Here is a 26,728-nt window from a genome sequence, read left to right as displayed (position 1 = left end):
GTCTTCTTCCCTATGGGCCCTCCGGCTGTGGCGGCACTCTGCTGGAAACACGGCTTGGAGGCGCAAGTGACAACAGGGCCGGCCCACGCAGGGGCTTCGCGGGACAGTGAGAGCGGCGGTACCCCCCACGCATCGTTCACCCAGCGTCGGCTGTGGTTCCTGGACCAGCTGAGCGGCGACTCCTCCGGTGGCATGCTGCCGCTGGTGCTGCGGATCGAGGGAGACCTCGACGCGGAGCGTCTGGCGCGTTCGCTGGAGGGGGTCGTCGCCCGGCACGAGGTGCTCCGGACCCGGTTCACGCCGGTGGACGGAGAGCCGGTCCCGGTGGTCGACCCGCCGGTGACGGGGCTGCTGGAGCGGATCACGGTCGCCGGACCGGAGGAGCTCTACGCGCGCTGCCTGGGACGGCCGTTGGACCTCGCCGTCCAGCACCCCGTGCGGGCCACCCTCGCCCGCGTCACGGACCCGCCCGCCGCGGACGCACCCGGTACGGGGGCCCGGGAGACCGAGCACCTGCTGCTGGTGGAGATCCACCACATCGCCGTGGACGGCTGGTCCTGGGGCGTGCTGCTCGACGAACTCGCCGCCGACTACCGGGGCGAGGAGGTCGTCCCGGTGGCGACGCAGTACGGCGTCTTCGCCGACGAGCGCGAACAGCGGCTCGCCGGGCCCCGCATGGAGCGGATGCTCGACCACTGGCGCACGCAGCTGTCCGGGCTGGCCCCGCTGGACCTCCCCACCGACCGGCCCAGGCCCGCTCGTTGGGACGGTTCGGGCGACGTGGTCCGCTTCGTACTGCCGGCCGAACTGGTCGAGGCCGTGGACGCCCTCGCCAGGACCCGGCGCGCGACGCGTTACATGCTCATGCTGGCCGCCTACCAGGCGCTGCTCGGCCACTGGTCGGGACGCCGGGACGTGGCCGTGTGCAGCACCATCGCGGACCGCGGCGGGCGCGGTGCGCAGGGGCTGATCGGGCCGCTGGTCAACACGGTGGTGCTGCGCACCGACCTCTCCGGCGGGCCCGGGTTCGGCGACCTGCTGGAGCGGGTGCGCGGGCGCGTCCTGGCGGACCTCTCCCACGCGCAGGCGCCCTTCGACCGGGTCGTGGGTGCGCTGGGCGGGGGTCGCGACCTCTCCCGGCACCCGCTGGCCCAGGCGTCCTTCACCCTGCTCAACAACCCGATCCGTCCGGTGGAGCTGCCCGGACTGCGGGCGCAGGTGCTCGACCCGCCGCTGAAGGAGACCCCGCTCGACCTCTTCCTGGACCTCACGCTGCGCGCCGACGGCAGCGTCATCGCGCTGCTCCAGTACGCCACTTCGCTCTTCGACGCCGAGACCGTACGGGACTTCGGCCGCGGCTACACCGAGTTGCTGCGGGCCGTCGTGGCCGACCCCGACACCCCGGTGAACGACCTGCTGCGCGCGCTGCCGGCCGGTCCGGCCGCGCCCGCCGCGCCGCGCCCGGAGTGGCACCGTGCGCCGGAGCTGCCCGTCGGGCCGGCCCCCGCGCTCGCGTTCGCGGGTCGTCCCGGGGCGACCGCGCTGATCTGCGGCGAGGAACGGATCGCCTACGCCGAGCTGGACGCGATCTCCGGCGGCCTGGCCGGCGCGCTGGTCGCCGCCGGGACCGTTCCCGGGGACCGGGTGGGGGTGCTGCTGCGCCGCGGGCCCCGATCGGTCGCCGCCATCGACGGCATCTGGCGCGCGGGCGGCGCGTACGTCCCGCTCGATCCCGAACTGCCGCCGGAGCGCCTGGCGTTCATGGCGGCGGAGGCCGGACTCGGCGCGGTCGTCACCGACTCGGCGTCGTCCGCTGCGGCAGCCGGGCTGGCGCCGGTGCTCGTCGACGTCGACGCGGTGGCGCCGGACCCGGACGGGCCGCGTACGGCGGCCGACCCGCGGGAGCTGGCGCACGTCATCTTCACTTCGGGCTCCACCGGCCGGCCCAAGGCGGTCGGCGTCGAGCACGGGGCGCTCGCCTCCCATGTCGCCGCGGCCCGGCAGCGCTTCGCGATCACCGAGGACGACCGGGTGCTCGCCTTCTCCTCCTTCTCCTTCGACGCCTCGCTGGACCAGCTGCTGCCCGCGCTGACCTGCGGTGCCACCGTCGTGCTGCGGCCCGACGAGCCCTGGATGCCCACTCGGGTGCCGGAGGTCGTCCAGCAGCACGCCCTGACGGTGGTCAACCTCCCGCCGACCTACTGGGCGGAGCTGACCCTGGCCCTGGACCGGCCGCTGACCGCCGCGCTCTCCACCCTGCGACTGCTGATTCTCGGCGGCGAGGCGGTGGCGGCGGACACGCTGGCCGACTGGCGGACGGCGGTGCCCTGGGCGCGGGTCAGCAACGCCTACGGGCCGACCGAGACCACCGCCACCGCCACCACGCACGAGATCGCGGCGGGCGGGGCCCCCTCCCCGGCGACGGTACCGATCGGCCGGGTGCTCGGCGACCGCCGGGTGTACGTGGTGGACGCGGACGGCGCGCCGGTGCCGGTCGGCCTCCCCGGTGAACTCCTCGTCGGGGGAACCGAGTTGGCCCGCGGCTACCTGGGCCGGCCTGGGCTGACCGCCGAACGGTTCGTCCCCGACCCCTTCGGAGCGCCGGGCGGCCGGCTCTACCGCACCGGTGACCTGGTGCGCTGGCGCGCGGACGGGGAGCTGGAGTTCCTGGGCCGCGACGACGACCAGGTGAAGATCCGCGGCTTCCGCGTCGAGCCGGGCGAGGTGGAACTGACGCTGCGCTCCTGCCCGGAGGTGGCCGCCGCCGTCGTCCGTCCGGACCGCACCACGGGGCAGACGTTGATCGGCTGGGTCGTCCCGGCGGCCCCCGCCGCGACCGGCCCCGGCGCCGATCCCGCCGCTCCCGCCGCGGGCCCGGACGCCGCCGCGCTCCGCGCCTGGTGTGCGCGGTTCCTGCCGCACTACGCGGTGCCGTCCGACTTCGTGCTGCTCCACGAACTCCCGGTCGGCGTCTCCGGAAAGCTGGACGTCGCCGCGCTGCCCCAGCCCGTACGGGGGCGTACCGCGGAGGACCCCGGCCACCTCGCACCGCGCGACGAGACCGAACGGATCGTCGCCGAGGTGTGGGCCGACGTGCTCGGCGTGGAACGCGTCGGTCTCGACGACAGCTTCTTCGACCTCGGGGGCCACTCACTGCTGGCCACCATGGCCGTCTCCCGCATCGCCCAACGCCTGGGCCGGGAGATCGAGTTGCGCGTCGTCTTCGAGAACCCCACGGTGCGCGGCTTCGCCCCCAGGGTGGCCGGCGCCCGGGTCCGCGAGGGTGACGGAATCGTGCCGGTGGACCGCACCGGGCCGCTGCCGCTCTCCTTCGCGCAGGAGCGGCTGTGGTTCCTGGACCGCACCTCCGACCGCGGCGACAACTATCTGCTCTGGTACTGCTGGCGGGTGCGCGGCGGTCTGCACCGGGACGCCTGGCAGCAGGCGCTGGACGACCTGGTCGCCCGGCACGAGGTGCTGCGCACCGCGCTGGCGGAGGCCGACGGACGGCCGGTCCAGCGGATCGGCGGACCGGTGCCCGTCCCGCTGCGGTGGGAGGCGGCGCCGGGCGAACCGCAGGACGACGACGACCGGCTGGAGACGGTGCGCCGCGCGGCCGTCGCCCATGCCACCGGCCCGTTCGACCTGGCCCGGCCGCCGCTGCTGCGCTCGGGGGTGTGGGAGCTGGCCGACGACGACCATGTGGTGGTGCTCTCGCTGCACCACGCCGTCACCGACGGCTGGTCCAAGGGAGTCCTGCTGGACGAGCTGATGGCGCACTACCGCGCCCGGCTGGACGGGCGGACGGCCGAACTGCCCGCGCTGCCCGTCCAGTACGCCGACTTCGCCGTCTGGCAGCGCCGACGTGCCGACAGCGGCGCCCTGGAGCCGCAGCTCGCCTACTGGGAGGACCGTCTCAAGGCGGCCCCGGTGCTGGAGCTGCCGACCGACCGGCCGCGCCCGCCGGCGTTCTCCGGCCGCGGCGGGGCGGTCGAGGTGGAGCTGCCCACCGCGCTCGTCGACCGGGTGGACGCCTACGCCCGCGTCCACGGCGTGACGCGCTTCATGGTGCTGGTGGCCGCCGCGCAGGCGGTGCTGGCCCGTTGGACCGGCCAGACCGATGTGGTCGTGGGCACCCCCGTGGCCGCCCGCGACCGGGTCGAACTGGAGCCGCTGATCGGCTTCTTCGTCAACACGGTGGTGCTGCGCACCGACCTCTCCGGAGCGCCCGGCTTCGACGGTCTGGTGGAGCGGGTGCGCGAGGTGGTGCTGGGCGCCTTCGACCACCAGGAGGTTCCGTTCGAGCGGGTGGTGGAGCGGCTGCGCCCGGAGCGGGACCTGTCCCGCAACCCGCTGTTCCAGGTGATGGTGGATGTGCAGGACGCCAGTACGGGCGGCTCCGGTCTGGCCGGCGTCGACGCGACACCCTTCACCCTTCCGTGGGAGAGCGCCAAGTTCGATCTGACGGCGACCTTCCTGGTCCGGTCGGGCCGCTTCGCGCTGGGCGTGGAGTACGCCGCCGACCTCTTCGAACCCGGTACGGCCGCACTCTTCGCCCGGCACGTCGGCCGCGTGCTGGAAGGTGCGCTGGCCGACCCGGAGGCACGGGTGGACGGGATACCGCTGCTGACCGCCGCCGAACGCCGGCAACTGGTGGACGCGGCCGGACGGGACCTCGCCCCCGCGAGCCCCTTCACCCAGTCCGGCGAACCCGGCGCACCGGCGGTCCGCTGCGAGGGCGAGACCCTCGACCACGCCGGACTGGACGCCCTCTCGGGCGGACTCGCCGCCGCGCTCGCCGCGGCCGGTACGGTCCCCGGCGAGGCCGTCGGAGTGTGCGTCGCCCGCGGAGTCCGGTCGGTCGCCGCGATGCTCGCCGTCTGGCGGGCCGGCGGGGTCTACGTGCCGCTGGACGGCCGTCTCCCCGCCGAGCGGCTGCGGTACATGCTGCAGGAGGCGGGCGTCGGACGGGTGCTGGTGGACGCACGGACCTCGGCCGTCGTGGCCGGACTGGACGTGCCGACGGTCGCGGTCGAGACGGTCGAACCGGACGCCTCCGGCCCCCGCCACACACCGGCGCCGCAGGACCTGGCGTACGTGATCTTCACTTCCGGCTCCACCGGCCGGCCCAAGGCGGTGGGCGTGGAGCACCACGCGCTCGACGCCCACACCGCCACCATGCGGGCCGAGTTCGGGCTGACGGCCGCGGACCGGGTGCTGACCTTCGCCTCCACCTCCTTCGACGCCTCGCTGGAGCAGATCCTTCCCGCGCTCGGCTGCGGCGCCTGCGTGGTGGTCCGCCCGGACGAGATCTGGTCCCCGGAGGAGCTGGCGGACCGGGTCGGGGCCGAGGGCGTCACGGTGCTCGAACTGACGCCGTCCTACTGGTCGGAGCTGGTCGCCCGGCTCGATGTCCTCGCTCCGCGACTCGCCTCGCTGCGACTGCTGGTGACCGGCGGCGAGGCGCTGCCGGCCGCCCCGCTGCGGCGCTGGTTCGAACTGCTCCCCGGCGTACCGGTGCTGAACACCTACGGTCCGACCGAATCGGTCGTCTCCGCCACCGCGCACCGCATCGAGGGACCGGTGAACGGCCGGGTGCCGATCGGCCGCGCGCTCGGCGGGCGCCGCACCTACGTGGTGGACGCGCGCGGTGCGCTGACCCCGGACGGGGTGCCCGGCGAACTCCTGGTGGGCGGGACGGAACTGGCCCGCGGCTACCTCGGGCGGCCGGAGCAGACCGCCGAGCGCTTCGTCCCCGACGCCTTCGGGCGCAGGCCCGGCGGGCGGCTCTACCGCACCGGCGACATCGTCCGCCGCGCCGCCGCGGGTGAGTTGGAGTTCCTCGGGCGCAACGACGACCAGGTCAAGATCCGCGGCTTCCGGGTCGAACCCGGCGAGGCCGAGGCCGCGCTGCGCTCCCAGCCCGGGGTGCGGTCCGCCGCCGTGGTGGTGCGCCCGCTGCGCGGCGAACCCGCCCTCGTCGCGTACGTCGCCGGCGACGGGCTGACCGAAGACGAGCTGGCGGCGCGCTGCCGGGCCGAGCTGCCGCACTACCTGGTGCCCGCGGCCTTCGTGCTGCTGGACGCGCTGCCGATGACCGTCCAGGGCAAGCTCGACACCGCGGCTCTGCCCGAACCCGCCGTCATCCGCACGGAGTTCGTCGCGCCCAGGACGCCGGCCGAGATCGTGGTCGCGCAGATCTGGTGCGAGGTGCTCGACCTGCCGAAGGTCGGCGTCCACGAGGACTTCTTCGCCGTCGGCGGGCACTCGCTGCGCGCGGTGTCCGTGGCCTCCCGGCTGCGCACCGCCTTCGACTGCCCGATCCAGGTCCGCGACGTCTTCGAACACCCCACCGTGGCGCTGCTCGCCGCCGAGGTGGAGCGCGGACTGCTGGAGCTGATCTCGCAGATGAGCGACGACGAGATCGACCTCTCCCTGACCGTCGACTTCTGACCCCGGCTTCCGACCCCCGCTTCCGGCTCCGGCTTTGCCCCCGCTTCCGGCCCCGCTACCGGCCCCGGCTTCGGGCCATCGGCCGCGTGCACGGCGGCCACCCTCGTCCATCCGCAGGAACGGAGTACCACCATGACCACCCCCGACGTGCGCCCCGCGTCCCCCGAGCCGGGCCAGGGCCTGACCCCAGCGGCGCGGCGACTCCTGGAGCAGCGGCTGCGCGGCCGGTCGGGCGCCCGACCGGACGGTCCGGTGCGCAACCGGCCGCGCCCGCAGCGGATTCCGCTCTCGGCGGCGCAGCAACGCCTGTACTTCCTGGACCGGCTGGACCCCGGCGCGGCCACCTATCTGCTGCCCGCGGCCTGGCGGCTGCGCGGTGCGCTGGACGTGCCCGCGCTGCGCACGGCCCTGGTGGAGCTGGTCACCCGGCACGAGCAGCTGCGGACGGTCTTCCCGGAGCACGAGGGGGTGCCGTTCCAGCGGGTGCTCCCCGTCGAGGAGGCCGGCAGCACGGAACTGGACGTGGTGGACCTGACCGCCGTCGGGGCGGCGGACCGCGAGCGGCGGCTGACGGCCGCCGTGCAGGCCGCGGCGGTCCGGCCCTTCGAGCTCGCCCGTGAATCGTCCTTCCGCGCCACCCTCGTCCGGCTCGCCGAGGACGAGCACGTACTGGCGCTGGGGATGCACCACATCGTCTCGGACGGCTGGTCGCTGGGGCTGCTGGTGCGCGACCTCACCGAGCTGTACGCCGCCGGGCGGGCCGGGCGCCCGGCCCGCCTGCCCGAACTCCCGGTGGAGTACACCGACTACGCGGTCTGGCAGCGGGAGCACGACACCTCGGCCGCGCTGGCCCACTGGAAGGAGCGGCTGGCCGGGCTGACCCCGTTGGAGCTGCCCACCGACCACCCCCGCTCCGAGAAGCCGGACGGCCGCGGCACCGCCCACAGCGTCACGCTCCCGGCCGAACTGACCGAGCATCTGGCCGAGTTGGGCCGGACGCGGGGCACCACCCCGTACATGACGGTGCTCGCCGCCTTCCAGGCCGCCCTGGCCTTCCACACCGGCCAGCGCGACATCGCGGTGGGCACCGTGGTGGCCAACCGGGAGCGTGCCGAGACCGAGCAACTGGTCGGCTTCTTCGTCAACACCCTGGTGATGCGCGGCGACTTCTCCGACGACCCCACCCCCGCCACGCTGCTCGGGCGCACCCGGGAACGGGTGCTGGAGGCGTTCTCGCACCAGTCGCTGCCGTTCGAGAAGGTCGTCGACGCCCTCAGCCCCGAGCGCGAGCTGAGCCGCAACCCGCTGACCCAGGTGCTGTACACCCACACCGACTCCACCGCCGGGGAGTTCGTCCTCGGCGAGGCCCGGGGGACGACCCACCCGATCGACCTCACCACCGCCAAGTTCGACCTCACTCTCGACCTGCGCGACGGCCACGGCCGCACCGAGCTGGTCTTCGTCCACCGCACCGAGCTCTTCGAGCCGGCGACGGTCGCGGCGCTCGCCCGGCACACCGTCGCCCTGCTGGAGGCCTTCCGCGCCGCGCCGGAGGCTCCGCTCAGCACGGTGGACCCGCTGACCGCCGAAGAACGCGCCCTGCTGCTGGGCCCCGACGGCCCGGCCCGGGCCGAGCAGCCGACCGGACCCGCCCCGCGCACCGCACCCGAGCGGGTGGCCGAGCACGCGGCGCGGGCCCCGGAGGCGACCGCCGTCAGCGGCTCCGGCCGTTCGCTGAGCTACGGCGAACTCGACGCCGCGGCCTCGCGTCTGGCGGCCCGGCTGCGTGACGCCGGAGTGGCCCCCGGCTCGCTCGTCGGGGTCTGCCTCGACCGCACCCCGGGGCTTGCGGTGGCGCTGCTGGCGGTGTGGCGGGCCGGCGCCGCCTACCTGCCGCTCGACCCCTCCCATCCGCGCGCCCGGCGGGAGTTCACCGTCGAGGACTCCGGCATCGAGCTGATCGTCACCGACTCCGCGACCCGGGAGGCCGTCGCCGGACTGCCCGTCCGGCTGATCGAGGCGGACGCCCCGCAGGCCGCTCCGGCCGCCGCCGCGCAGACTCCGACCGGCTCCGTCAGCGGCTCCGTCACCGAGGACGTCAGCCCCGGCCCGGGGGACCTCGCCTACGTCATCTACACCTCCGGCTCCACCGGCAGGCCCAAGGGCGTGGAGGTCACCCACGCCAACCTCGCCTGGCTGCTGGGCGCCGCCGACCGGCACTTCGGTTTCGGGCCCGCCGACACCTGGACCCTGACGCACTCGCCCGCCTTCGACTTCTCCGTCTGGGAGCTGTGGGCGCCGCTGGCCGCGGGCGGCCGGGTGGTGGTGCTGGAGGCCGAGGAGGTGCGCGATCCGGGCACCGTGCTGCGGGTGCTGCGCGAGGAGCGGGTCACCGTCCTCAACCAGACTCCGGCCGCCTTCAAGGGGCTGCGCGGACATCTGGCCGAGGCCGGCGCGTCCTTCTCCGAACTCGCCCTGCGTACCGTGGTCTTCGGCGGTGACGCGTTCGACGTGCGGGACTACCGCGACTGGTTCACCGCGCCCGGCGCCAAGCCCGAACTGGTCAACATGTACGGCATCACCGAGACCACGGTCCACGTCACCCTGCGCACCGTCACCGAGGAGGACGTCAGCTCCGCGGCGGTGCGCTCCCCGATCGGCCGCCCGCTGTCCGGGGCGCACGGCTACGTGCTCGACCCCTGGGGCCGCCTGGTGCCGCCCGGCTGCACGGGGGAGCTGTACGTGGCCGGCGGCGGCGTCGCCCGCGGCTACCGCAACCGCCCCGAGCTGACCGCCGAGCGCTTCCCGGAGAACCCCTTCGGCCCGCCCGGCAGCCGGATGTACCGCACCGGAGACCTCGTACGGGTGCTGCCCGACGGGCAGTTGGGCTACGTGGGCCGCGCGGACAACCAGGTGAAGATCCGCGGCTACCGCATCGAGCCGGGCGAGGTCGAGACCGCGCTGCGCGCCCTGCCGCGGGTCGCCGACGTCGCGGTGGTCGCCCGGCGCGAGGGCGGTACGGCGCGGCTGGTCGCCCACGTCGTCACCCCCGAGGCCCGTCCGCTGGACGCACCCGCGCTGCGGGAGGGGCTCCGGCTGACGCTGCCGGACTACATGGTCCCGGCGCTCTTCGTCCGCCACGAGCGGCTGCCCCTGACGGTCAACGGCAAGGTGGACCGGGCCGCGCTGACCGCGGTCGTCCCCACCGCCACCACGGGCCAGGGCACCCATGTGCCGCCCGAGGGGCCGGTGGAGCAGGCGCTGGCCGGCGTCTGGTCCCAGGTGCTCGGTGCCGAACACATCAGCCGCGCCGACAACTTCTTCGATCTGGGCGGCGACTCCATCCTGGCGCTGCGTCTGGTGGGTCTGGGCCGGCAGGAGGGGATCGGCTTCTCGGTCGCCGACGTCTTCCGCGCCCGCACGCTGGCGGACCTGGCCGCCTCGTCCACCGAGGCCGTCGCCGCCCCGCCGCCGGTCGCCCCGTTCTCCCAGCTCGACCCGGCAGACGCCGACCGGCTGCCGGAAGGGCTCAGCGACGCGTATCCGCTGACCATGCTCCAGACGGGCATGCTGCACGAGATGCTCGCCGACCCCGAGCGCAGCGCGTACCACAACGTGACCGATCTGAAGATCACCGTGCCCGAGGGCTTCGACCTCGACGCCTTCCAGGCCGCGGTCGACGCGGTCGTCGCCGGCCACCCCATCCTGCGCACCTCGGTCGACCTGGTCGGATACCGCGAGCCGCTCCAACTGGTCCACCGCAGCGCCCAGTTGCCCGTCGGGTACACCGATCTGCGCGCGCTGCCCCGCGAGGAGCAGCGCGAAAGCCTGAAGCGGTTCGTGGAGCAGGAGTTCGCCGAACACTTCGAGCTGACGGCGTCCCCGCTGGTCCGCATCCATCTGCACCACCTCGCCGACCACGAGCTGCGGCTGGTGCTGACCGACTGCCATGTGGTCCTGGACGGCTGGAGCCTGACCTCGCTGATCGCGGACCTGCTCGCGCTGCACCGGGAGGCGGTCGCCCACCGCACGGCGCCCCGGGCGCCCGGCGCCCCGGCCTTCGCGGAGTACGTGGCGCTGGAGCGCGCCGCCTCGCAGAACCGGGAGTCCCTGGACTACTGGCGAGGGCGCCTGGCCGAGCTGCGGCCGGTGACCCTCAACCGGCGTGCGGACAGCTCCGGTTGGATCCGTGACGGCGAGCAGGTCCCGGTGTACGAGGCGCGGCGCTCCTACGCGCGGCTGGCCGAGGGCATCGGGCGGCTGGCCAAGAGCGCCGGGGTGCCTCGACGGACCGTCCTGCTGGCGGCCTTCCACCACACCATGAGCCTGTTCGCCGAGCGCACCGGGCAGGAGGACGGCGCCGCGGGCCACAGCATCGGACTGGTCACCAACGGCCGCCCGGAGGTTCCCGGCGCCGACCGGATGCGCGGACTCTTCCTCAACACCGTGCCGTTCGGGGTGGCCCGGCCGCGCGGCAGCCGGCTGGAGTACCTGCGCGACGTCTTCGCCGCCGAGCAGGAGATGCTGCCGCACCGCAGGGTGCCGCTGGTCACGATCTCCGAGCAGCGGACCGGCGGCGCCGGTCTGACCGACGCGGTCTTCAACTACGTCAACTTCCACCGCCTCACCCACGACACCTGGGACGAGTCGCTGGAGATCGCCCGCACGATGTTCCCGCTGCTGGTCAACGCCGGTGTCAACGAGTTCACCCTGGACGTGGACCCGCGGTGCGTGGCGCCTGCGACCGCCGAACAGCTCGCGGACGTCTACTGCGCCCAACTGGAGGCGCTGGTCGCCGAACCGGACGCGCCGGCGACCCCGCCCGCGCTCACCGGGAACGCCCGGACCACCGCGCTGGAGGTCTGGGGCCGCGGCCCGCGTACGCCGTCCTCACCGCTGCTCTTCCACGAGCACTTCGCCCGGCACGCCGCCGGCGCCCCGCACACGGTCGCCGTCGAGCACCGCGGCGCGCGGCTGACGTACGGCGAACTCGACGAGCGGGCCGCGCGGTTGGCGCTTCGACTGCGCCGCCTCGGCGTCGGGCCGGAGACCCTGGTGGGCATCTGCGTGGAGCGCGGCTTCGACCTGGTGCGCGCCGCGGTGGGTGTGCTGCGTTCGGGCGGGGCGTTCCTGCCGCTGGACCCCAGACTCCCGGCCGACCGGATGGCCTTCATCGCCGGCGACAGCGGAATGCGGGTGCTGCTCACGCAGACGGCCCTTCAGGAGCTGGTCCCCTTCGACGGGCCGGTGATCCGGCTGGACGAGCCGCAGCCGGGGGGCCGCGACGAACAACTCGGCCCGGACGCCGGGGTGTCGGCGCTCTCCGGCTCGGCGCCGGAAGCCGCCGAACCCGGCCCGGACTCCCTCGCCTACGTCATCTACACCTCCGGTTCCACCGGCACCCCCAAGGGCGTGGCCGTCCAGCACCGCGGGCTCTCCAACATGCTGGAGGCCCAGCGCGATCTGGTGGGACCGACAGCGCACGAACGCGTCCTGCAGTTCGCCTCCTTCGGCTTCGACGCCTCCGTCCTGGAACTGACCTGGTCGCTGGCGAACGGCGGGTGCCTGGTCACCGCGTCCCCGGAGGACCTGCGGCCGGGGCCCGACCTGGCCGGGGTGCTGCGGGAGCGGCGGATCACCGCCGCCATGCTGCCGCCCAGCGCGCTGGAGGTGCTGGGCGAGGACGACTTCCCCGAGCTGCGGGTGCTCCAGGTCGCCGGTGAGGCGTGCCCGGCCGAACTCGCGGACCGCTGGGCGGCCGGACGCCGCTTCCAGAACGTCTACGGACTGACCGAGACCACCGTCTGGTCGGTGGCGGCCGACCTCGAACCCGGGGGCGGCAAGCCGCCGATCGGCACCCCCGTCCGCAACACCCGGATGCACGTGCTGGACGACGCGTTCCAGCCGGTCCCGGCCGGGGTGCCCGGCGAGATCCACCTCGGCGGGGACTGCGTGGGACGCGGCTACCTGGGCCGGCCCGCGCTGACCGCGGCCACCTATGTGCCCGACCCCTACGGCCCGCCCGGCTCCCGGCTGTGCCGCACGGGCGACCTGGGCACCCACCGTCCGGACGGCTCGGTGGAGTGGCTGGGGCGCCGCGACAGCCAGGTCAAGCTGCGCGGCTTCCGCATCGAGCTCGGGGAGATCGAGCACGCCCTGCGCCAACTGCCCGCCGTCCAGCAGGCCGTGGTCCTGCACCGCACCGATCTGCCGGGCGAACCCGCCCTCGTCGCCTATCTGGTGCCGGAGGGCCGGGACCGTCCGGAACCGGAGGAGCTGCGTCGTGAACTGCGGGCCTTCCTGCCCGCGTACATGCTGCCCGCCCGCTTCGTCGTCCTGGACGCGATGCCGGTGAACAGCAGCGGGAAGATCGACAAGAAGGCGCTGCCGCTGCCCTCGGCCGACGGCGGCGACAGCGGGACCGACCACGTCGCACCGGCCACCGACACCGAGAAGATCCTGGCCGAACTCTGGCGCGAGGTACTGGGGTTGACCCGGATCGGCACCCAGGACGACTTCTTCAGGATCGGCGGCAGTTCGCTCTCCACCGTCCGGGTCTCCCTGATGGCCACCGCCCGCGGCCTCGCGGTCTCGGTCGGTGACCTGATCGAGCACCCGACGATCGCCGCCCTCGCCGCGCACGTCGACAGCAGGTCCGGCAGCGCGGTGCCCACGGCCGTCACCTCCGAGGTACGGCTGCGCGCGGGCACCGGCGAACCCCTGTGGTGCGTGCACCCGACCGGGGGCAGCGCCACCTGGTTCGTCCCGCTCGCCCGCGCGCTGCCCGCCGGCCTGCCGGTGCACGCCTTCCAGGCCCGCGGCCTGCTCGGCGGCGTCGACCCCAGCACCGTGCCCGGCATCGCGGCCAACTACGTCGCGGAGATCACCGACCGCGCGGACCGGGAGGGCGGTCGGGAGCCGATCGCCCTGCTCGGCTGGTCGATGGGCGCCAACATCGCGCTGGAGATGGCCACCCAGCTGCGGGAGGCCGGGCACGAGGTCGCGCCGCTGGTGCTGATCGAGCCCTATCTGCCCAACCCCGCCGCCCGCGCCCGGCTCCTCGGCGTCACCCAGGAGCTGCGGCGGGCCCGTCAACTGCGCGACCGGCTGCGGGAGATGCCGGCCTCCGCGCAGCGAGACCGGGCCACCGACGAACTCACCGCCTCGCTCCTGGGAGCGGGCATGAGCACCGCCGAGGCCGCGCTGGTGGAGGACGCGCCCATCGAGGTCTGGTACTCGCTGCTGGCCGCGCTGGCCGCCTACGAGCTGCGCCCCTACCCGGGGCCGGTCGAGCTGGTGGTCGGCAGCGAGGCGGCCGGCGCACCGCGCGGCCGTCACATGCCTGGCCTGGACGTGGACTACGAGACGTACGTGGAGCGCTGGCGGGAGGTCGCCGGCGGCGCGCTCGGGCTGCACCTCACCGAGGGCGACCACATGTCGATGATGGCCGAGCCCCGGGTGGCCGGCGTCGCCGCCGTACTCGGTCGCCTCACCGCGGCGGACGCCGACCCGGCCGCACTCGGCGGCGTCCCGGCAGCGCACACCGCCGGGCAGGTCACGAGCGCAGCCACCGGCGCCGCGACCGCGACCGCAGGGACCACCGCGAGTGCCGGGACCACCGCGTCCGGAACGGAGCAGAACCGATGAGCACACCCGCACCCCCGGCGGCCGTGCCGGGCACCGCGTCGACTGCATCCGTGCGAGGCGCCGCGTCCGCCTTCACCGAGCGCTATCTGCTCTCGCCGGACATGGTCGCCGACCCCTACGGCTACCTCGACCGACTGCGCGACCACGCCCCGGTGTTCTGGAGCCCGGTGCACAACTCCTGGATGGTGACCGGATACGACCAGGTCATGCGCTGCCTGCGGGAGCGGGCCGTCTCCGCAGACCGCGTCCGGCCGTTGATGGACGCGGTGCCGCAGGGCGCCCGCGACGACGCCGAGCGCGCCTTCGGCATCCTCTCCCGCTGGATGGTCTTCAACGATCCGCCGCAGCACCGCAGGTTGCGCCAGGTCTTCCAGGAGGCCTTCGCCGCCCGCACGGTGAACCGCTACCGGACCTTCACCGAGAAGGCCACGGCGGCGATCCTCGCCCGCAGGGCGACCCCCGGCCGCGAGGGCGATCTGATGGCCGACGTGGCCAAGCCCCTGCCGGCGCTGGTCTTCGCCCGCTGGCTGGGCATTCCCCGCACCGACACCGCGGCCTTCTGGTACTGGAACGCCAGAGTGGCCGATCTGGTGCTCGGCACCGCCCAGGAGGAGAGCGAGTACCGCGCCTCGCTCCAGGCGCTGGTGAGCCTGGAGGACTACCTCGGGGACCTGGTCGCCAAACGCCGTGCCGAGCCGGGCGAGGACCTGATCAGCAAGGTGCTCGGCGAGGGCCGGGTGGGCGACTCGGTCACCGAGCAGGAGTTCGTCGGGATGCTCACGCAGATGGCGTTCGCGGGAGGCGAGACCACCAGCAACCTCATCGCCAACACCGTGCTGGCGCTGGCCCGTCGGCCCGACCAACTGGCCGCCGTCCGCGCGGATCCGGAGCTCGCCCAGGGCGCGGTCGAGGAGACGCTGCGGCTGGACGGCCCGTCGAAGCTCTCGGTCCGCAACGCCGCCCGGGACTTCGAACTCGACGGGCACACCGTGCGCGCCGGCGACCGGATCTTCCTGGTGACCGCCGCAGCGAACCGGGACCCGGAACGCTTCCCCGATCCCGACCGGTTCGACGTACGGCGCACCGGCGCCACCCATCTGGGCTTCGGTTTCGGTGCGCACTTCTGCATCGGTGCCGCACTGGCCCGGCTGGTGGCGGTGGCCGCGGTGCGCAGTCTGGTCACCGGCGGCTCCGGGCTCGCGGTGAGCGATCCACACGCTGTGGAGTGGCAGCCCTCGCTGCTCAACCGCAGCCTCACGGCGCTGCCCGTCCGCTACTGACCCGGCGGCGCACCCGCCGCCCCGGCCGCCGTCCCGGCCGGGGCGGGCAGCCCTCCCTCCGGCTCCCGCCGCCCGCCCGCCCGGCGTCGTCCTTCCGGCACCCGTCATCGAAGAAGAGGCCCGCACATGAGCAGCACCCTCGCCGCCCCCGACCCAGAGGCCGACAGTCGGCCGCGGCTGTGGTCACCCGCCCGCAACCGGAACTTCCGCCTGCTGTGGGCGGGCCAGTCGCTGTCCCTGCTCGGTGACGGATTCAGCGTCATCGCCTTCTCCTGGATCACCCTGACCCTGACCGGCTCCACTCTCGCCCTCGGGTACGTGCTGGCCTTCCAGGCCGTTCCCCGGGCGCTGTTCACGCTGGTCGGCGGCACCCTCGGGGACACCTGGTCCACCCGTACGCTGATGGCCGTCTCCAGCTTCGCCCGCGCGGCGCTGATGGCGGCCGTCGGACTGATCGGGCTCGCCGACGGTCTGACGGTCTGGATGCTCTGCGCCGCCGCCGCGGCCTTCGGCACCGTGGACGCCTTCTTCCATCCCGCACGGGTCGCGATCCTGCCGTCGGTGGTCGACGAGAAGACTCTGCCGCCCGCCAACGCCCTGCTCAGCGCGGGCGCCAGGACCGCGGCGGTGATCGGCCCGGGTATCGGCGGCACCGTCATCGCCTTCACCGGGGCGCCCGCGGCGTTCCTGGTCGACGCGGTCTGCTTCGCCGTCTGCGGCTGGTGTGTGCTCGCCATCCGCCCCCGGCAGCGGAACGCGCAGGACGGCTCCGCCGACACCTCGTCGGCCGCGGTCTCGGGCCCGGACTCGGGTTCGGAATCGGGCCCGGACTCGGGAACGGGATCGGCGTCGGGTTCCCCCGACAGCGGTGCCGGCGACCGTACTTCGGGCGGCGACGAGAAGACGCTCGCCGGGGAGAGCCCGGACGCCCGGGGCTCCGTCGAGGAGAAGGCGGTCGCGGAGAAGGCCGATGGCGGGAAGACCGGCGCGGAGCAGCAGCCCGACCCCGGGCCTGCCGCCCAGCTCTCGCTCGGTGCGCGTATCCGTGAGGGCGTCGTGTACACCTGGCGCGATCCGCGGCTGCGGACGATCGTCGCCCTCGACACCGCCATCAACTTCTGTTACTCCGGGCCCTTCGTGGTCGGCTTCGCCACCCTCGCCAACGAGGTGCTCAGCGGCGGCTCGGCCACCCTCGGACTGCTCAACGGGGCGCTCGCGGGCGGCGCTCTGCTCGGTGCGCTGGCCGGCGGCGCGGTCGGCGGCCGGCTCCGGGTGGGTCTGCTGGTGGCGGCGCTGGCCGGCTGGCTGGCGATGGGGATGACGGTGCTGGGCCTGGTGGATTCCACCGTGGCGGTGCTGGCGGTGGTCCTGACCATGGGCTTCGGCATCGGCTTCCAGGGCGTCTACGGGATCAGTTGGATTCAGCGCAACATCCCGCAGAACGTGCTCAGTCGGGTCATCTCGGTGGACATGGTGCTCGGTTACGCAGTGGCCCCGGTCTCCCTGATCGTCTGCGGTGCGCTGGCGGGCCGCTCTCCGACGCTCCTGTTCTCCTTCGTGGGAGTGATCCTGCTGTTGACCGGGCTGGCGGTGCTGTCCTCCCGGTCGGTGCGGGAGATGCGCTGAGGCCGGGACCGGCGACTCGGGCGGAGCCCCGGACGCCGGTCCGGCGCGTGTTCGGCGGGTGCCCGGCGCGTGTTCGGCGCGTGTTCGGCGCCTCCCGGCACGGGCTGGCCGGCCGAGCGGGCGACGCGGGACGAGCCGGCCGAACGGCCGACGACAACGGGCCGACGACAACGGGCCGACGACGGTGGGCGGGCCGGCGCGGCGGTACCGCTGTCAGGTGCCCGAGGTCCGGAAGGCGGCCGAACGTGCGCAGAGATTGGCCCTGTTGGTGGCACCGACCTTGGCCATCAGACTGGCGATGTGCTTCTCCGCCGTGCGCGGGGAGATGAACAGCCGGTCTGCGAGGTCCTTGTTGCTGAGCCGCTCCGCCAGGAGCCGGAAGACCTCGTACTCCCGCACCGTCACGCCCTGGGCCCGCAGCTCCTCCGGGATGCCGCTGGTCCCGCTGCGGTGCTGGTGCAGCGATACGCCCAACTGCCGCAGCCCGGCCCGGCAGGCGTTGGAGACCGGCGGCACGTTCAGCTCGTGGAAGTGGTGCTCGGCCTGACGCAGCCAGCTGACCGGGTCGCCCCAGCCGTCCCGCCGCGCCGCGTCCGCGACCAGCCTCAGCCCCAGGTGCCGTGCCATCGCGTACGGCTCGGACTGGGTCTCGGCCACCCGCGCGGAGGCTCGTGCTCCCTCGCCCTCGGCCCCGAGGAGGACGGCGTCGGCCAGCGTGACGAACTGCCGGTTCCAGCGCAGCCGGGACGTGGCGGTGGCGGTCACCTCCCGGTACCGCTCGCGGCCCGCGGCGCCGGACAGCACGTCGAGCAGCAGCCCCAGTCCGTGGGTGCCGCTGAGGTGGAAGGTGGAGGGGTTGTCCGCCTCCAGGGCGCGTACGGTGCGCAGTTCCTCGGCCGCCCTTTCGCGGTTCTCCTCCAGCAGCGCGCAGAACGCCCGGGCCAGCCCGTACCCCAGCGGCTCCTCCTGTGATCCGGCGCCGTCCCACTCGGTGAGGTCCGCCAGCCGCGCCTCCATCTCCGCGCGGTCGCCGAGGTGGGCGGCGAGCGTGGCCTGCGCGGTCAACACGTAGCGCACGGTGGGCGCGAACCGCAGCCGCCGGACCACGGCCAGGCACTTGGCCGCCGCCTCCCCGGCCGCCGCGTACCCGCCGCGCAGCACGGCGTCCAGGACCAGGATGCCGTCCACGGTGTGCACCACGTTGACCGAGCCGAGCCGCAGCGCCTCCTCGCGGGCCTCGCGGAGCCCGGCCGAATCCCCCTCGGCCAGCCAGGCGTTGCCGCCGAGCCGCGTCATCACGTACATCCGCTGGAGCGGCAGTCGGTGCCGTTCGGCGGTCTCGCCGGCCTGTTCCAGCATCGCCCTGGCGCGGTCCGGATCGCGTTCGCGGACGACGGTGGCCAGCAACTGCCAGGCCTGGCAGGCGACCACGGGCAGTTTGTGGTGTTCGGCCGCGGCGGCGGCCGACAGCGCGAGCGTCTCCGCCTGCTGGGTGCGGCCCGGGCCGGGGGTGTCCAGTGCCAGGTACGCGGCGGTCACGTCGACGGCGGCGGCCTCGGCCTCGTCCGGGGCGAGGGCCAGCTCCGCCCTGGCCCGTTCGATCTGCCGGTTGCCGTCGCTCCAACGCCCCGCCAGGTGGGCCACCTTGGCCAACCGGGTGTGCACGGTGGCCAGCCTTGCCGGGCTGAGCCCGGAGCCGTCCAGCGTGCGCAGATCGTCGACGAGGTCGAAGGCGCGGGTGAAGTCCCCCGCCTCGGCCAGCGCGGGCAGCAGGTTCTCCAGCACCTCCGCACGGGCCTGCGGCCGGCCGCCGCCGGCGAGCAGCCCCTCGGCCCGGGTCAGCAGCGCGACGGCGGAGCTGAGCGCGCCCGTCGCCAGCGCCCGCGCCCCGGCCCGCGCGAAGAGGTCCCCGGCCCGCTCCCGGTCCCCGGCCTCGCCCCGCAGTCCGGCCGCGAATACGCACCAGTCGCCCTCCAGCCCGGGGTGCAGCTCCTCCACCGCCTCGGCTCCCCGCCGGGCCAGCTCGGCGCGCTGACCCGTCGTCATCTGCGTGAACAGCGCCTCGATGCTGAGGGAGTGCCGGAAGGAGTACCAGTCGGGGGCGGGCTCGTCGGGGATGACCAGCCGGGCGGCGACCCCGGCGTGGAGATGGGTGAGCAGTGCCCGGTCGTCGATGTCGGTCATGCGCTGGAGGACGGTCAGCGGGAAGCGCCGTCCGAGCACGGCGGCGGCCGAGAGCAGGGTCAGGCCCTGGGCGCCGAGCCGGTCGATGCGCCGCAGAATGCCCCGGGCCAGCGTCGAGGAGACGTCACCGCGTGCGTCGCCGACCGCCCGCCAGCCGTCCGGGCCCTGGACCAGCGCGCCGGTCCCGATGATCGACTGGAGCAACTCCTCGATCAGGTACGGGCTTCCGGCGCTGTCCTCCCACAGCCGCTGGAGCACCGCTTCGGGGACCTCCTCGGGGGACGCGACGCCCAGCTGCGCTGCGGCCATGGCGCCGGTCTGCGCGCGGGTCAGCGGCGGCAGCTCCAACAGCGCCGCCGCGCCGCGGCGCCGCGCGGACTGGGCGAGGTCGAGGGCGTCGCTGAAATCGGTGCGCACGGTGGCCAGGAGCAGCAACGGGGTGTGCTCCAGGTTGTCGACCAGGTACTCCAGGACCCCCAGGGTCTCCGGATCGGCGTCGTGCAGGTCCTCCAGCAGCAGCAACAGCCCCTGCTCCGGGGCGGAGGCGAGCAGCAGCCGCAGCACCGCCTCGCCGAGCACCACCATGGAACTGCTCTCGCGCTCGCCGGTGTACCAGTCCGGGATCAGCTGCCCCAGCGCCGGACGGTAGGGGCCGAGGAGGACGCCGTCGGGCGGGTCGCCGCTGCGGAAGAGCGACATCAGCGCCTCGGTGAGCGGCCGGAACGGCACCGCCGGTCCGGTGGTGCTGCTGCGTCCGCGCAGTACTCGCATCCCGTCGTTCAGCGCGCCGCCGGCGGCCTCCGCGCCCAGCCGCGACTTCCCGACCCCGGCCTCGCCGACGACGAAGACCACGCCCCCGCGTCCCTGTCGGGCGTCGGCGAGGGCATTGCCGAGCTGCTCCAGCTGAGGGTCCCTCCCGACCAGGGAACGCGTATGGGAGCGCATGATTGAGGATGATAAGCAGAAATCCTGCCCGGACGGCAGGGTGCGTGACACTCGTCCCGAGGTCCGGGCGCGCTGCGAGGGGTGTCCGGAGCGCACGCGTCCGGCGCCGACCGTCGAGCGGCAGGGCCACCCCGGCCGGCACAGGGCTTCCCCGGCACAACGCCGCGCGGCGCGAAGCCCGTTGAGGCCTCGCGCCGCGCGGTGTCGTCCCGGGGGACGCGCCGTGCTCAGGCACCGCCGATCGGGGCGGAGACCGAAGTGTCCACGCTGCTCAGCGTGATGACGATGCCGCTGGTCAGCACCATCCCGGCGAGCGCGCGGGCCCGGGAGCAGGCACCGTTGCGGCCCTTGAGGGTGATGCCGCCGGCGGCGTCCTGCTGCTCGGTGGCGACGGCCTCGGTCGCTCCGTGGGATCTGGCGGTGGTGGCGGCGTCGCGGTGCTGGTCCATGTCTGGCTCCTGGGTGTCGTCAATCGCGTGGGACTGCTCGTGATGGCGCGAGGGGTGGTTCGCGTGGTGGTGCGTGTGGTGCTCGGTGGTGCGTGGTCGTGCGTGTGGTGCTCGGTGGTGCGTGTGGTGCGTGGAGTCCGAAGGGACGGACGGACTCCGGGGGTTGGGCTGGTGACTGCAGGGCAGTGGGGCCCGGCGTCGGTGGGTTCAGGTGCGGGGCCGCCCGCCGGAGCGGCCCGGTGGTTCCTCCAGCGGGTGTTCCAGCAGGAGCACGGAGGGTACGGAGCGCGGGTGCGCGAGGCGGAGCAACCCGTAGCCGATGCCCGCGAGCCCGGTCAGCAGTCCGGGCGTGGGGATCCGGTCCGGTGTGGCGCAGCGGTGTCCCTGGGCCTCGACCAGGGCGAGCACGTCGCCGGTGCCGCGGGTCAGGGCCTCCCCGGCCCGGGCGGTCAGTTCCTCGTCCCGGCCACCGGGACCGGCCAGCACCGCCAGGGCCTCCAACTGCCCCAGCGTGCCGTGGCCGAGGCTGAGGTCGAAGGACGCCCCGCACTCCGCGAGCCGCTCGACGCGGCTGTCGGACGGCGCACCGGGCAGCGCCGCGGCGGCGGCGGTGATGCCGGCGATCCCGTTCGTCCAGGAGAGGTCGAGGGTGGTGCCGGGCCCGGTCTCGCGGGCGGCCTGCCGGAGCAGTGCGTGCGCGACGGCGGTGTGCGGCCGGGCGCGCTCGGGCCGCAGCTCGGCGTACCGCAGCAGCGCCCAGCCGATGCCGGCGGCGCCCTCCGCGAAGCCGGTGCCGAGGGCGCCGCGCTGCTCCGGTCCGGACAGCTGGGCGGTCAGGGCGTCGGCCAGCCGGTCGGCGAGGAGCAGGGCCCGCGCGTCACCGGTCACCCGGTGGGCGCTGACGGCGGCCGTCAGCGCGCCGGTGTTGCCGCTCGCCAGACCCGGTTCGGGGCAGTGCCGCACGGCGTGCTCCAGTGCGGTGAGCGCGTCCGGGAGGGAGTCCAGGAGCCGTTCGTCGGTCAGCCGGGAGAGCCGGAGCAGGGCGTGCACCACGCCGCCCAGACCGTGGTAGGCGCCGGGGCCGACGGGGGCGGCCAGCTCGGGTTCGGCTGCCAGGGCCCGCAGCAGCGGCGCCAGCGGCCGTACCGACTCCTGTGCGAGGGTGCCGTAACGGCCGGGGCCGGCAAGGGAATTGAGCTGGGCCAGGAAGAGCGCGACGCCGCAGTAGCCCTGTGCCAGTCCGGCGCCCATCGGGAGCACCGCCCAGTGCGGCCCCGAAACCTGTTCCAGGCCCAGCCAGTTGGCCCGGCCTCCGGCGCGGACGGCGCGGGCGGCGATCTCGTCGGCGATACCGGCCGCGGCGGCCAGCAGCCGCGAGGGGGCGGCGCCCGCCGTCGGTACCGGGACGACCGCCAGCTCCGAGCGGGGACGGGCGCCGGGGAACCCGGCGCTGCCCGCGGCGAGCGTGGCGCGGACGATCCACTCCTGGTCCAGGCAGTCGACCTCGTCCAGCCGGGCCAGTTTGCGCCGTACCGCGGTCAGCGCGGCCACCGGCAGCAGATCCGGCAGCCAGGTGCCGTCGGCCGACCGCACTCCGGTGCCGGAGGGACGGTGGACGAAGAGAGGTACGTCGCCGCGCCACATGTCGGCCGTCTCCTGCTCGATGAGCCGGCGGCGGGCGCCGTCCGCCAGGGACTCGGACCACAGGACGGAGAAGACGCTGTCGCGGGCGAGGGCGTCGCCCAGCAGGGAGGGGTGGGTGGACTCCTCCAGCAGGGTGGCGTACAGCCGGGTCGGGCGGGCGATCAGCCGGGCGGGCGAGTCCGCCCAGGTCAGCAACGGCCCGTCCGGTGCCTCCAGTTCGGCGCGGTGCTCCGCGATGGCGGCGTACCCGGTGCGGAAGCCCTCCAGCAGTACGGCCCGGTGGTCGGCGCGGCCCAGCGGCCGGTCCTCGGGCAGCGGGTGGTTCTGTGCGGCCGGGCTCAGCACCGGGCCGCGGACCACCCGCATCACATCGGTGCCGCAGTCCTGCCAGTTGAGCCCCTCGCTGGGGAAGGTGCCGTCGGCGGACCGGCCGAGCGCGGAGATGTCCAGCGCGCCCTGCTCGCCGATGAGCAGGTGCGGCAGGAGGCAGGTGCGGTGCACCGAGGCGCGCAGTGCCTCGCCCGCCGGGTCGGCGCCGGCCGTGTTCGGCTCCGGAAGCCCGGTGTGCAGCAGTGTTTCGGCGTCGACCAGGACCGGCTGGTCACCGCAGGCGATGAGGTTCTCGTAGTGCATGTCGGCGCCGTCCAGCGCGTACAGCAGTGCCAGCAGCGCGCCCTGGCGGCGGTAGAAGGCCGCGGCCTCGCCCAGCGAGCGGCACCAGCGGTGGGCCACGAACTCCAGCCAGCCGTAGCCCTGCCGGCGCACTGTGCGCGGGGTGCGCGGCCGTACTCCGGGGGCCTTGGTCCCGAACCACGCGGCCAGTTCGTCCAGCAGCGCGTGCTGGGACAGTGGGCGCGGCTTGTAGACCAGGCGCGCGCCGTCCGCGAAGGCCAGGATCGCGACCGAACGACCGCCCTGGTGCGGATCGCCCTGCCCCAGGTCGACGCCGAGCAGCGCGCCCGGGTCGCGGCCGTCGAGCAGCTCCGCGACCAGCGCGTCCCGGTCGGCCCGGAAGCGCAGCACCAGTTCGGCGGTGGCCTCCGCCGCGTCCAGCGAGGTCTGGGCGAGCATGCGGGCCAGCACGGGGTAGCGGGCCAGCAGCCGGCCGAGGCCCTCCCCGGTGCGCAGCTCCTCGACGAAGGAGCGGAACCGCCGGCGCGAGTCGGCGCCGGCCAGGCGCCCGGCGCGGCGGGCGGCGTCCAGTTCCAGGACCAGGGTGCGGCCGGCGAGCCGCACCAGCCGGTGTACGAGCCGCTGCTCGAACGCCCGCCGCCACACGTCCTGTTCGGCTGCGGGAAGGCCCTCCAGCGCGACGTCGAGCCGGTTGGCTGCCAGGGTCGTGAACGGCCGGACCACGGGTGCGAAGACCTCGGGCCCCTCGACGGCCCCGGCCCCCTCGGCGCTTTCGGCCCGCTCGGCGGCGAACACTCCGGCGGTGCCGGTGTCGTCGGCGCCGGGAAGGCGGTCCACTGCGTCGAGTGCCAGCTCCGCGTACTCCGCCCACATCGGCTTGGCCGCTCGGGCAGCCAGCCGCTCGGGAGCCTCCTCGGTCAGCGCCCGGGCTGCGGCGGTGTCCACCTCCAGGTGGGCCAGCCGGGCCGCGAAGCCCTCCGCGTCGCCGGCTTCCCACGGCGCCGGGCCGGTCGATACACCGGCCGGCTGCGGCGGGTTGGGCGCGGCGAGCCGTTCGGCGAGGGACAGCGCCCGGGCCCACCAGGCAAGCGGTAGGCCGGCGCTCTGCGGAAGCTGGAGGCTGGCTGTTTCGATCACACTACGAAGGTCGCAGACCTCCCCGCCCCCCACATGGGGGAGCAGCCCCCACATTGTGCGCGGACCCCGTGCCCGCCGGGGCGGACATGGGGGAACGGGCCCGTGCCCGGAAGCCGGTCGAGCGGCGAACATGCTGGTCGGTGGGGGTGCGCGCCACCGTCCTCGGAGCCCGGCGGGGCATGGGGGGAGCCGTACGTGTGGGTGGTCAACCGGCCGCCGTGCGCGTCCCGTTGACCCGTACGCGGCCGTGCGCGTCGCGGGAGTCGGCCCGCAGACCCGACCCGCCCCGCCCACCCCGGCCCCGTACGCGCGGGCCTGCCGCGACCGGACCGCACCCCGGCCCCACCGGCGCCGTGGCCGGCGGGCAAAGGTGGGGAACGACTACCGATGCCCGCTCCCGGCGGACCGGGGGAGTGTCTGCCCCAGGACAACAGCCCGACCCCGCCCGGACGTTCGCGGCGGGAACGACCGACACCAAGGAGAGGCAGATGGGTGCACCCGTACCGGTCAGCGTGACCGCACTCGACCCCGTGCTGGAGGCCGGCACTCGCAGCACCCTCGTCAACTGCGCGGACCTCACCGTCAGCGAGCCGGACGAGGCCCGGGTGGTGGTGCTCACCGTGGACCGGCTCGGCCCCTCGGAGCTGGACATGGTGCGCACCACCCGGGCGCTGCGGCAGGGCCCCGCGGTGGTTCTGCTGGCCGGTGCGCTGGCCTCGGGCGACGCGCTGCACGCCCTCGCCGCCGGCGCCCGCGGGCTGCTGCTGCGCCGCGAAGCCGACGCCACTCGCCTCTCGCACGCGGTACTGGCCGCGGCCCGGGACGAGTGCACCCTGCCGCCCGACCTGCTGGAGGCGGTGCTGGACCGTACGGGCGCGGCCACCGGCTGGGCGGGCAACTCCCTCACCGAGCGCGAGCGTTCAGTGCTCCAGCTGGTCGCGGACGGTCACGAGACCTCGGAGATAGCCCACCAACTCGCCTACTCGCCCCGCACGGTGACCAGCGTCATGCACGACATCACCCAGCGCTTCCGGCTGCGCAACCGCGCGCACGCGGTGGCCTTCGCCCTTCGGGCAGGTCTGCTGTGAGCACCCTGGCCCCGCCCCCGATGACCGTCGCGCCGACCGTCGCGCCCTCAACTGCCGCCGTGCTGCCGTCGGTTCGCCTTGTGCCGCCCCGCCCGGACCGCGAGGCGGTACGGGTGCGGACGCTGCTGCGCCGGGCCGGACTGCACTGCGAGTCGGGCCCGGAACCGGCCCGCCGCGCCACCGGCACGGGCCTCAGAGCCGCCGCCTCCACCACCTGCACCGCCCCCGCCACCGGCGTCCGCAGCGGCACCGTCACCGTGCTCGTGGCCGACGACGCGGAGCGGGAACTTCGCCGACTCACCGATGTGGGGCCGCTGCTGCTGATCTGCGACACCGTCACCAGGACCAGTCTGCGGCAGGCCCTGCGGGTGGGCGCCGTGGTGCTGCGCAACGCCGACCTCACCGCCGAGGGCCTGCGGGACGCCGTCCGCCGGGCCGGCAACCTGCTGCCGAGCATCCCGTACCCGATGCTCTCGCACCTGCTGACCAGGGAAGGACGCCCGGCCCGTACCGACCGTACGCAGCAGTCGGAGAAGGCGCCCTGGGGCGGAGTGCGGCCGACCCTGACCGCCCGGCAGGTCCTCGTCCTGCGGCTGATGGCGGAGGGCCACGGCAACGCCGACATCGCCGAGTTGCTCAGCTGCTCGGAGCACACGGTGAAGAACATCATCTACGAGGTGATGTCGCGGCTCCAGGCCCGCAACCGGGCCCACGCGGTCGCCCGCGCCCTCCGCGACGGCCTCATCTGACCCCGCCGCGCACGGCAGTCGGGCCCCGGCCGCGCGGGGTGCCCCGGGCCTGCGGGCCCCCTCCCGCCGAGGAGCCACCGCCGCGGAGCTCTGGTGGTGGGGTCGCTAGGTGGTGCGGAGGGTGAGGGCGAGGAGGGCGAGGGCCAGGACGGTGCCGCCGCCGACCTTCAACAGCGGGAGCCGGTCCTGGAGTCGGTCGTCCCACTCCTCGCCGGTCCCGGCCGAGTACCGCAGCACCGGCGTGGCCGCCCGGCCGAGGGCGAAGCCGACGCCGGCCGCCAGCGCCGGTTGCGCCTCACCGGCGAGCAGCACCCCCAGGGCCAGTACGTACGGCAGGGTCGCCGACACGTACGTGCGTACGCCGGTGCCCATCTCGAAGCCGAACTGCAGCGCGCCGCGCACCAGATCGCGCTGGAGCACGTCCTGCGGGACCTGGCGCGAGTTCTGCGGCAGGGGGAACCGCAGCACGCCGGCGTCCCGGGCGACTCCGGCCGTCGCCGCGGCGACGGTCAGGGGCAGCGTCCAGGTGTCCGGGAGCGGGCTCAGCAGGCCGGAGAGCAGCCAGAGCACGGACGCGGACAGCAGAGCGCCGAGCAGCAACCCGGTGGAGAAGACCCCGAGGACGGTGGTCTGTCGATGTACGGCCCGCCAACCTGGCGAGGCAAGCGCATGTGCGCTGTTGCGCGTTCAAACGGAGCCGGAGAGCGAGTAGCCCGCGAGGCCGCCGAGCACCGCCCAGGTGAGGACGGGTGCGTACCAGGAGGCGGCGACCGCGGCGCAGACCAGTGCGAGCACGGGTATCGCGGGGTCGGTGAGCCGACCGCGCGCGCGTTCGCGACCCGTCGTCCCGCTCATGCCCCTCCCTCCGCGTCGCTGTCAGTCGCCCGGTGTCG

The 26,728-nt window shown here is 74.8% G+C and carries 11 protein-coding genes; 6 read left to right on the top strand and 5 right to left on the bottom strand.

Features of this window, described 5'->3' with window-relative positions:
* Positions 1–66: 66 nt before the first annotated feature.
* From JGS22_RS05530 to JGS22_RS05515, 4 genes are all read left to right on the top strand, one after another.
* Positions 67–6,453, top strand: a complete 6,387-nt coding sequence (locus tag JGS22_RS05530) for a non-ribosomal peptide synthetase (RefSeq protein ID WP_308405530.1) — start codon at positions 67–69, stop codon at positions 6,451–6,453.
* Positions 6,454–6,585: 132 nt separating this feature from the next.
* Positions 6,586–14,100, top strand: coding sequence for a non-ribosomal peptide synthetase (locus JGS22_RS05525; protein WP_211040817.1), 7,515 nt, complete (start codon positions 6,586–6,588; stop codon positions 14,098–14,100).
* The gene (locus JGS22_RS05520) at positions 14,097–15,380 is read left to right on the top strand and encodes a cytochrome P450 (RefSeq protein WP_211040816.1); all 1,284 of its coding nucleotides are present in this window, start codon (positions 14,097–14,099) and stop codon (positions 15,378–15,380) included. The genes JGS22_RS05525 and JGS22_RS05520 overlap by 4 nt, the downstream gene beginning before the upstream one ends.
* Positions 15,381–15,506: 126 nt before the next feature.
* A complete protein-coding gene (locus tag JGS22_RS05515; RefSeq protein ID WP_211042499.1) occupies positions 15,507–17,006 on the top strand; it encodes an MFS transporter in 1,500 nt (499 codons plus the stop codon).
* Positions 17,007–17,219: 213 nt separating this feature from the next.
* On the opposite strand, the gene JGS22_RS05510 is transcribed toward JGS22_RS05515, so the two are convergent.
* The 3 genes from JGS22_RS05510 to JGS22_RS05500 all read right to left on the bottom strand — a co-directional run bounded on the left by JGS22_RS05510 (position 17,220) and on the right by JGS22_RS05500 (position 23,998).
* Complete coding sequence (locus tag JGS22_RS05510) at positions 17,220–20,135, bottom strand: ATP-binding protein (protein ID WP_211042500.1); 2,916 nt, start codon at positions 20,133–20,135, stop codon at positions 17,220–17,222.
* 227 nt (positions 20,136–20,362) lie between these two features.
* Positions 20,363–20,584, bottom strand: a complete 222-nt coding sequence (locus JGS22_RS05505; protein ID WP_211042501.1) for a hypothetical protein — start codon at positions 20,582–20,584, stop codon at positions 20,363–20,365.
* Positions 20,585–20,791: 207 nt separating this feature from the next.
* Entirely contained in the window at positions 20,792–23,998 is a 3,207-nt protein-coding gene (locus JGS22_RS05500) for a type 2 lanthipeptide synthetase LanM family protein (RefSeq protein WP_308405529.1), read from the bottom strand.
* A 488-nt stretch (positions 23,999–24,486) separates the two neighbouring features.
* Here JGS22_RS05500 and JGS22_RS05495 point away from each other — a divergent pair, with 488 nt between their 5' ends.
* Both JGS22_RS05495 and JGS22_RS05490 read left to right on the top strand, forming a co-directional pair.
* Positions 24,487–25,086: a response regulator transcription factor gene (locus JGS22_RS05495; RefSeq protein WP_211043167.1), complete on the top strand. Its 600-nt coding sequence runs from the start codon at positions 24,487–24,489 to the stop codon at positions 25,084–25,086.
* Positions 25,083–25,835, top strand: coding sequence for a helix-turn-helix transcriptional regulator (locus JGS22_RS05490; RefSeq protein ID WP_211043165.1), 753 nt, complete (start codon positions 25,083–25,085; stop codon positions 25,833–25,835). The genes JGS22_RS05495 and JGS22_RS05490 overlap by 4 nt, the downstream gene beginning before the upstream one ends.
* A 105-nt stretch (positions 25,836–25,940) precedes the next feature.
* On the opposite strand, the gene JGS22_RS05485 is transcribed toward JGS22_RS05490, so the two are convergent.
* A complete protein-coding gene (locus JGS22_RS05485; protein ID WP_236073035.1) occupies positions 25,941–26,435 on the bottom strand; it encodes a hypothetical protein in 495 nt (164 codons plus the stop codon).
* Between the two features lie 87 nt (positions 26,436–26,522).
* On the bottom strand, positions 26,523–26,690 hold the full coding sequence (locus JGS22_RS05480; RefSeq protein WP_211043163.1) for a hypothetical protein: 168 nt from the start codon (positions 26,688–26,690) through the stop codon (positions 26,523–26,525).
* Positions 26,691–26,728: the final 38 nt, after the last annotated feature.

This window comes from Streptomyces tardus, from assembly GCF_018101125.2.
Classification (GTDB): Bacteria; Actinomycetota; Actinomycetes; order Streptomycetales; family Streptomycetaceae; genus Streptomyces; species Streptomyces tardus.
The sequence above is the reverse complement of the archived record's forward strand: the minus strand, read 5'-3'. Positions and strand labels throughout refer to the sequence as shown.